This is a genomic window from Pararhodobacter sp. (assembly GCF_036802785.1).
Taxonomy (GTDB): Bacteria; Pseudomonadota; Alphaproteobacteria; order Rhodobacterales; family Rhodobacteraceae; genus Pararhodobacter.
This window is the reverse complement of record NZ_DAIRVN010000016.1, coordinates 63,373-71,726: the sequence shown is the minus strand read 5'-3', so window position 1 is coordinate 71,726 and position 8,354 is coordinate 63,373. Positions and strand designations below refer to the sequence as shown.

Genomic DNA, 8,354 nt, shown 5'->3' with positions numbered 1-8,354 from the left:
CCTCTTGGCTGCGCCAATTCACCCCCCAGCGTATTTTTGGCAAGATGAAGGGGCGGGTCCGGTGCCCCTTTCCTTTGCGGGAAGGGTGCTGTGTCAGAGGAACGAGCGGATCGTGCCGATGGCGCCATCGAGCGCTGTGCCTTCTTCGTCTTTCAGTGCCGCTTCGCGCAGGCGGCGGGTCCAGTCGGCGGCATCCGCGCGCCCGGCGACGAGCGCGGCGCCCTCAAGCGCGCGGCCGAATTTTGACAGGCCACGGGCATGGGTGTCTGAATAGCCTTTGACAAGCCGTTGCAGGCGCAGGGTTTCCACGCCGAAGGCATAATCGGCCCGGGCATGCGCCATCGCCGTTTGCAGCCAATGCTCCAGATGCGCGGTTTCGACGGCATGGCGCAATGTGCGCCGCCGCCAGCCCTTCAGCCCGCCAAGCAGGTAAAGTTGCAGGAAATGGCGCAGGCTGTCCGAACGCAGCCGCCGCCCCTTGTTCACCCGCCGGTCGATCCAGCCCATCAGGCGCGGCCGTGCCTCGGTCCAGCGGCCAAGGCGGGCGGGGAACAGCGAGACCACCTCGACGGCGCGGGGATGGGTGTATTCGGTCAGCTGCAGGATGCGCGTGTCATTCACCCCCATCTCGGCGCGGATGCGCCGGAAGCGGGCGGGGCGGGTCTTGCGGTCGGCGACGCGGATCATGTCATCATAGGCCATCGCATTGGCGATGTATTTTGCGGCCTCGATGGTGAGTTCATGGCCCTTTTCAGCGCTGTCCAGCGCCAGCACCTGTTCCAGCCGGTTCAGGTAGTCGCTTCCATAGGCGATGTCCTGAAAATCGACGACCTTACGCAGCCCGGCCAGTGCCATAGAACGGGCCGCTTCGGGCAGGGCGGCGGCGCGGGATTCGAGGGCTTCCCAGTCGCGGGCCAGCGTTTCCGGCGAGAGCGGCGCGGGAAGCGGGGCGGGCGCGGTGGCCTCTGGCAGGGCGGCAGGCAGGCCCGTGCCGCGCGCGGCCTCATAGCCCTGCGTGAAGGCCCTCAGCGAGGCTTCCACACCCCGGCCTGAGGCGCGGATCGCCTCCTCAAAGCTTTCGCGCGGGAAGGGCAGCGCGCCGGAACCCGCCAGCGCACCAAAGAGCGAGGATGAGATGACCGAGCCTGCGCCCACCGCCATCGCCTCCATGTCGAACATGATCAGCTGTTGCGCGGCCACTTCGGCGGCGCGTTCAACCTCATCGGCATTGGCGATTCCGTCGCCCGGCGCCATCTTTTCGCTGACCGCCAGCGAGCGGTGGGTGGAGGCGATCAGCGTGGTGCGGTCGGGCGTGACAAACCCGCGCAGGATGGCGCGCCCGGCCTCCATCATCTCGGCGGCGATCAGGATATCGACATCGCCCGCAGCGGGGGCCAGCGAGAAGACCGGCACGCCGCCCGCCATCGGCGCCATTTCCAGATAATAGATCGTCGCGCCCGTGCGCTGCGCCACCCCGGCGACCGAGGTGGCCTGCACCGCATAGCCATTGGCCCGCGCCACCGATTCGATCCAGCCGGACAGCACGCCGCCGCCCTGGCCGCCCACGGCCATGACCGCCAGCTTGATGATCGTATCCATCCGCGCGTCGCGCTTGCGGGGGTCAAGCCCCTGAACATGCTCGTTCATTCTGCTGCCACCCCGTGAATTGCGTCAAACGACAGGCGTTTGCGGTCGCGCCGCGCCTGCAGCCAATGGATGATGCCCTGCCGCCAGCGATTCATCCGTTGCTCAAGGCCTGAGGGGTTGTGCACCACCCGCGCCTCATAGAACGAGGGGCAGAGCACGGCGGCATCGGCGACCTCGCCGCAGTTGCCGCAACCCACGCAGGTCTGGTCGATGCTGGCGACGGGGTCATCGCGCAGCGGGTCATCAAGGCGCTTCAGGCTCAAGGACGGACAGCCGGACAGACGGATGCAGGCGTGATCGCCGGTGCAGATATCCTCATCCACGCCAAAGCGCGGCTTTTCCACCCGGCGGCCTTCCTTGATGGCCTTGGCCACCAGCGGCTTCTCGCGGCGTTGCTTGTTGAGCATGCATTCCGACGAGGCCACGATCACCTTGGGCCCCTTGTAATCCGTCGTCAGCGCCTCGTGCAGCGTGTCGCGCATGCGTTTGACATCATAGGTGCGGTCGATCTGGCGCACCCATTCGACGCCCACGCCGCGCAGGGCCTTTTCAATCGGATTGCCGGTGGATTTGGTGTCATTATTCGCGCGCGAGGACAGGATATCCTGCCCGCCGGTGGCCGCCGAATAGTAGTTGTCGACGATGACCACCACGCTGTCGGCCTTGTTGAACACCATGTTGCCGATGGAGGAGGACAACCCGTTGTGCCAGAACCCCCCGTCACCGATCACCGCGATCGCGCGCCGCTCACCCCCGCCGTCAAACGCCCCGTTCGAGGCCGGGCCGAGGCCGTAACCCATGGTGGCGCCGCCGATATTGAACGGCGGCAGCGAGGCGAAGAGGTGGCAGCCGATATCGGCGGAAATCTGGTGCTCGCCCAGTTCCTCCTGCACCAGCTTCATGGCGGCAAAGATGGGGCGTTCCGGGCAGCCGGTGCAGAAACCGGGCGGGCGGATGGGGACGGTTTTCGACAGGTCCGGAATGACCAGCGCGGGCGCGTTGGGGGCGCGGACCTGTGCGGGCAGGTATTGGGGGGCTGCCTTGCGCAGGAAACCCTCAATCCCGTCGAGCATGATCTGGCCGGTGTATTCGCCCGCCATGGGGAACACATCCTTGCCGTGCAGCTTGGTGGTGCTGGCGGCGCGGAACATCAGGCTGCCGAGTTGCTGCTCGATGAACTCGGGCTGCCCCTCTTCCACCACCAGAACGGCATCCTTGCCTGCGCAGAACTCGGAAAACTCTTCGGTGACAATGGGATAGGTGACGTTCAGGCAATAGATCGGCACCTCGGTCTTGCCGTGGATATCGGCCAGCCCCAGCCGCTGCAAGGCGCGGATCACGCCGTTATACATGCCGCCCTGACAGACAATGCCGATGGGCGCTTTCTCTGGCCCGAAAACCTCGTTCAGGCCATGTTCGCGGATGTATTTCATCGCGGCGGGCCAGCGGTTGTTGATCTTGTCATGCTCCTGCAAGTAGCTCATCGGCGGCAGGACGATGCGCGAGACATCGCGGCGCGGGTTTGACAGGGCCTCGCGCACCGTCAACGGCGGGCGCTTGTTGGCGCGGGTCTGGAACTGGCCGGTGACGTGGCAGGAGCGGATGCGCACCATCAGCATCACCGGCGTGTTCGAGGCCTCGGACAGCTCAAACCCCTGTTCCACCGCCTTGACGATGCAGGGCAGGTTGGGGCGCGGGTCCAGCATCCAGAACTGCGATTTCATCGCAAAAGCATGGCTGCGCTCCTGCATGATCGAGGAGCCTTCGCCGTAATCCTCGCCCACGATGACCAGCGCGCCGCCCGTCACGCCGGACGACGCAAGGTTCGCCAGCGCGTCAGACGCCACATTGACACCCACCGGCCCCTTGAACGTCACTGCCCCGCGGATGGGATAATGGACCGAAGCCGCCAGCATCGCCGCCGCCGCAGCCTCTGACGCATTCGCCTCGAACCGCACACCCAGTTCGCCCAGTATTTCCTCGGCATCGGCCAGCACATCCATCAGATGGCTGATCGGCGCGCCCTGATAGCCGCCGACATAGCCCACGCCGCATTCCAGCAATGCCTTGGTGATGGCCAGAATGCCCTCGCCGGTAAAGGTTTCCCCATCGCCCAGCTTGAGGTGCTCAACTTCCTTCTTGAAGGATCTTTCGGCCATGGTGTCTTCCGTTTCTCAGAAATCGTGTTTGCGGATGTTGCCGAGGATGGTTTGCAGCGTGCGCACGAAGGCGCGCTTTTCCTCGTCATCGATCCCCTGGAACATCTGCGCATAGGTTTCCGACATATGCGGCCAGAGGCGGTCAAACGCGGCGCGGCCCTCAGGGGTGATATGAATGCGCGTGGCGCGGCTGTCGTTGAGGTCCGGCATGCGGCGCACCAGCCCCTCATTCGCCAGCGCATCCAGTGCGCGGCTCAGCGTTGATTGCTCGGTCACCGCATAGACCGCCAGTTGCCGGATCTGGATGCCGTCGATCACCGACAACACCGCCAGCGCGCGCATCTTCGGCGTGGTCAGGCCAAGGGCTGCCATCTCGGCGCGCAGAGAATTGTTGTAGCGGCCCATGATGCGGTTCATCAGATAGGGCGCGAAATTGTTCAGGCCGATCTCGCCCAGACGGGGCGGGCCGGTCTCGGTATGCGGCGAGAGGTCATTCATGCGCCCAGCCCCTTCGCCGCCAGAAAGCCCGAACCGCCGCCAAGGCCGGGGCCGGGATGGGTGGAGGCACCGATATGGATGAGGCCGCGCACTTTCATCCCGCCCTTGCCCGACTGCGGGAAAGGCCGCCAGAGGAAGAACTGATCGATCGAGCAGGCCCCGCCATAGGGGTCACCGCCGACAAGGTTCACGTTCATCGCCGCCAGATCGGCAGGGGAATAGGCGCGCCGGGCCAGTTTGATGGCGCTGAAATCCTTGATATGGCGGGCAAGAATGGCCTCGATCCGGTCGGCGAAAGCCTCACGCGTGGCCTCATCCCATTCGCGGCCCGTGATCTCACCTGCCGCATCGCCCTTGATCACGCGCGGCGCATCGGGGATTTGCAGCCAGAGCACCGCCTTGCCCTCGGGCGCGCGCGTCGGGTCAAGCCGGTGGGGTTGGCCCACGCAGATGGTTGGCGTTTCGGGGAACATGCCGCGCTCGGCCTCGTTGGCCGATTTCGACACCGAATCGATGCTGTCCGCCAGATGGATCAGCGCCACATCGTCCAGCCCCGGGGTCAGCCATTCGGGCTGCCTGTCGAGCGCGAAATGCAGCTGGAAATTGCCGCGCCCGTGGCGGTAGGTCTGCGCGGCGGCTTTGTCGTCAGGCAGGTGCAGATGGTCCAGCAGGCGGCCAAAAAGCTGGCCCGGCGCGACCGAGGCCAGCACCGAACCCGCCATGATCTCTTCGCCCGTGGTCAGCCGCACGCCGGTGACCTTGCCATCCTCGACCAGAATACGCTCGACATCGGCATTGGTGCGGATCTCGCCGCCCTTCTCGGTGATCAGCGAAGCAAATGCCCCCACCGCCGCCGCCGATCCGCCCTTGACCACCGGCGCGCCCGCAGCCTCCAAAGCAAAGGCAATCACCTTGCCCATCTGGCCTGAATAGGTGCTTTCCGGCGTCAGGCCGGTGTGCAGGGTCCAGGGCGCCCAGAGCGCTTGCACCAGCGGCGATTGATAGGTGGTTTCCAGCCAGCCCCGCGCCGGGGTCAGGGCTGATCCGAACCACGCCGCCAGCCCCTGAAGGCCGCGCTTGCGCGCTTGCCCGAAGACCAGTTTCAGCGTGGGCCATGACCAGAGCTTGCCGCCCAGAAGGCCAAAGAGAAACGGCGCGTCCGCCTCGATACCGCCGACATCACGCGCGTGCCAGTCACCGTCGCCCGCAGCCAAGGCATTGAACGCGGCCACATTCGCGGCGCGGTCGGTTTCCAGCACCAGCGCCGCGCCGTCAGAGCGAAGCACGGCGGTGGGGTGCTTCGTGTGACAGAATTCCAGCCCATGCCGCGCCAGATCGGCGCCCAGTTCCGCATGGGCCGGAGATGTCAGGAACAGAACAAAGGTGGCGGCCATCACGTCATGGCGAAAGCCGGGCAGGGTGCATTCCTCGGTGCGCATGCAGCCGCCGGCGACGGCCTCGCGCTCCAGCACCAACACCCGCTTGCCCTTGCGCGCCAGCATCGCTGCCGCAACAAGGGCGTTGATGCCCGACCCGATGATGAGGTGATCGACCGCCATTTTGCTCAGCCCTTCGGCACCAGCGCCAGCGCCCGGATGGGGGAGCCGGTGCCGTTCTCGATCTTCAGCGGCGCCGCGATCAGGATCGCGCCCTTGGCGGGCAGCTTGTCCAGATTGGCCAGCGACGCCAGCCCGAAGCAGTTGTCGCGGTGCAGGAAGTTATGCGCCGGATAGGGCGGGTTCATGCCGCCAGCCGCGCCCGCATCGGTGCCGATGCACTGCGTGCCCCAGCCGACGATGCCTTTGCTGAGCAGATATTCCACCGCCTCGGGCGTCGGCCCGGGGGAGTGCGGGCCGTTTTCATCGGCATTGAGGAAGCTGTCCTGACTGTCGGCGCGTTTGTCCCAGTCGGTGCGCATCACCACCCATTCACCCTTCTGGATCGCGCCATGCTCGGCTTCCCATGCCTTGATATGCTCGGGCGTCAGCAGGAAATCGGCGTCTGCTTCGGCCTCTTTCGAGAAATCGAGAACATTGACCGGGGCGACCACGCGCTGGATCTTCAGCTTGTCGGTATAACCGTCGGCATGGTCCTTTCCGGTGATCCAGTGGTGCGGCGCGTCGAAATGGGTGCCGGTATGCTCACCCAGCACCATCCAGTTCCAGGCAAAGAACGGGCCGTCCTTGTCGTATTCCGAGATCTTGTGAATTTCGACCTTTGGGGTGTTCTTGGCAAAATCAGGCGGCAGTTGCAGGATCGGCGTGTTCGGGCCGAGGGTTCCGGTGCAATCCACCACCTCGACATCCCCGCTGAGCAGCGCTGCGCCGAGGGACTGAAGGGTCTGGGCTGAAGTCATCACAAGTCTCCCTGAAGTTGATGCCACGCCGGGCAGTCCCGACGAACATTTTGAGCCTGAAATTATGCTGGACAGGTTTGAATGTATATGCAAGTAATTTTTTCAACAGGGAGACGCAACAATGAATCAAAGCGTCGATGCGGTGATCATAGGGGCGGGGCACAACAGCCTCGCCTGTGCGCTTCATCTGGCAGCAAAGGGCTGGTCGGTCGCCGTTTTTGAGCAAGCCGGTGAAGCGGGCGGCGCGGTGCGCACCGGCGCATACACACTTCCCGGCTTTCGCCATGACTGGGCGGCGATGAACTTGTCGCTTTTCGCCGGATCGGCGTTTTTTAAGGCATATGGCGATTCGCTGAGCGCGCGCGGGCTGGAATTTGTGCCGGTCAGCAAGCCCTTCGCCAGCGCCTTTCCGGATGGCAGGTGGCTGGGTGTCTGCACGGATGCTGAGGCCACCACAGCGCGCATCCGCGCCTTCTCAGCCACAGATGCCGAAACATGGAACCGGCTGCTGGCCGCGTTCCCCGGTGAGGCCGAGCAGATCTTCGCGCTGCTGGGTAGTCCCATGCGAAATCATGCATTGGCCGGGTTCCTGTTCCGCCTCTGGCGCAAGCGGGGCGTTGGTGGCGCGCTGGATCTGGGCCGCTTTTTGCTGCAGACGCCGCGTGACTGGCTGGGTCAGACCTTTGAATCGGCCCATCTGCAAGCCATGCTTGGCGCCTGGGGCCTGCATCTGGATTTCGCCCCCGATATCGCGGGCGGCGCGCTGTTTCCGTATTTGGAAGCGATGGCCGGGCAGAGCTTTGGCATGATCATCGGCAAGGGCGGGGCGGATACGATCATCCGCGCCATGCAGGCTGAGGTGGAGGCGCGCGGCGGCACCGTGGAATGCAACGCCCCGGTGGCGCGCATCCTGCACGATGGCGGGCAGGCGACGGGCGTTGAGCTGGCGGATGGTCGCCGGATCACCGCGCGCAAGGCCGTGATCGCCAATGTTGCGCCCAGAGCGCTTGTGCGGCTGACCGGCGGCACCGGCAACGCAGGTTTTGACAGTGCCATGACCGGCTTTGACCATGCGCCGGGCACCATGATGATCCACCTCGCGCTTGACAGCCTGCCGGACTGGGCGGCGGGGGAAGAACTGAAAAGCTTCGCCTATGTCCATCTCGCCCCCTCGTTGGACCAGATGGCGCGCACCTATGCGCAGGCGAAAGCCGGGCTTTTGCCCGATGAGCCGGTGATCGTGGCGGGCCAGCCCACGGTCGTTGACCCCTCGCGCGCGCCGGAGGGCAAGCATGTGCTCTGGTTGCAGGTCCGCATGGTGCCGGGCGTGATCAAGGGCGATGCGGGCGGCACCATCACCGCGACCGACTGGGCCGGGGCCACCGCGCCCATGGCGGAACGCGCGCTCGATATTCTGGAACGCTACGCGCCGGATACGAGGGCAAAGATCCTTGGCCAGCGCATCGTCCCGCCCTCAGAGCTGGAAGCCGAGAACCCCAACCTTGTGGGTGGCGATCAGGTCTGTGGCAGCCACCATCTGGCGCAGAACTTCCTGTTCCGCCCGGCGCGTGGCCATGCCGACGGCTCCACCCCCATCGGCAAGCTGCACCTGACCGGCGCCGCCGTCTGGCCCGGCGCGGGCACCGGGGCAGGGGCCGGATACCATCTCGCCCGTAAACTGGCGGGCAACTGAG

6 protein-coding genes are annotated in these 8,354 nt (G+C 65.3%); 1 reads left to right on the top strand and 5 read right to left on the bottom strand.

What is annotated here, in order from left to right; genetic code table 11:
* Positions 1 to 93: 93 nt before the first annotated feature.
* The 5 genes from V7Q53_RS08170 to V7Q53_RS08150 are packed head-to-tail and all read right to left on the bottom strand — an operon-like array spanning position 94 to position 6,660.
* Positions 94 to 1,647, bottom strand: a complete 1,554-nt coding sequence (locus V7Q53_RS08170) for an indolepyruvate oxidoreductase subunit beta family protein (protein ID WP_333828039.1) — start codon at positions 1,645 to 1,647, stop codon at positions 94 to 96.
* Complete coding sequence (locus V7Q53_RS08165) at positions 1,644 to 3,806, bottom strand: indolepyruvate ferredoxin oxidoreductase subunit alpha (RefSeq protein ID WP_333828038.1); 2,163 nt, start codon at positions 3,804 to 3,806, stop codon at positions 1,644 to 1,646. Before V7Q53_RS08165 ends, V7Q53_RS08170 begins: the two co-directional genes overlap by 4 nt.
* A gap of 15 nt (positions 3,807 to 3,821) precedes the next feature.
* A complete protein-coding gene (locus V7Q53_RS08160) occupies positions 3,822 to 4,304 on the bottom strand; it encodes a MarR family winged helix-turn-helix transcriptional regulator (RefSeq protein ID WP_333828037.1) in 483 nt (160 codons plus the stop codon).
* Positions 4,301 to 5,863, bottom strand: coding sequence for a phytoene desaturase family protein (locus V7Q53_RS08155; protein WP_333828036.1), 1,563 nt, complete (start codon positions 5,861 to 5,863; stop codon positions 4,301 to 4,303). Before V7Q53_RS08155 ends, V7Q53_RS08160 begins: the two co-directional genes overlap by 4 nt.
* Before the next feature lie 5 nt (positions 5,864 to 5,868).
* On the bottom strand, positions 5,869 to 6,660 hold the full coding sequence (locus V7Q53_RS08150) for a cyclase family protein (protein WP_333828035.1): 792 nt from the start codon (positions 6,658 to 6,660) through the stop codon (positions 5,869 to 5,871).
* Positions 6,661 to 6,781: 121 nt separating this feature from the next.
* Here V7Q53_RS08150 and V7Q53_RS08145 point away from each other — a divergent pair, with 121 nt between their 5' ends.
* Entirely contained in the window at positions 6,782 to 8,353 is a 1,572-nt protein-coding gene (locus tag V7Q53_RS08145; RefSeq protein ID WP_333828034.1) for a phytoene desaturase family protein, read from the top strand.
* The last annotated feature ends 1 nt before the right edge of the window (position 8,354 follow it).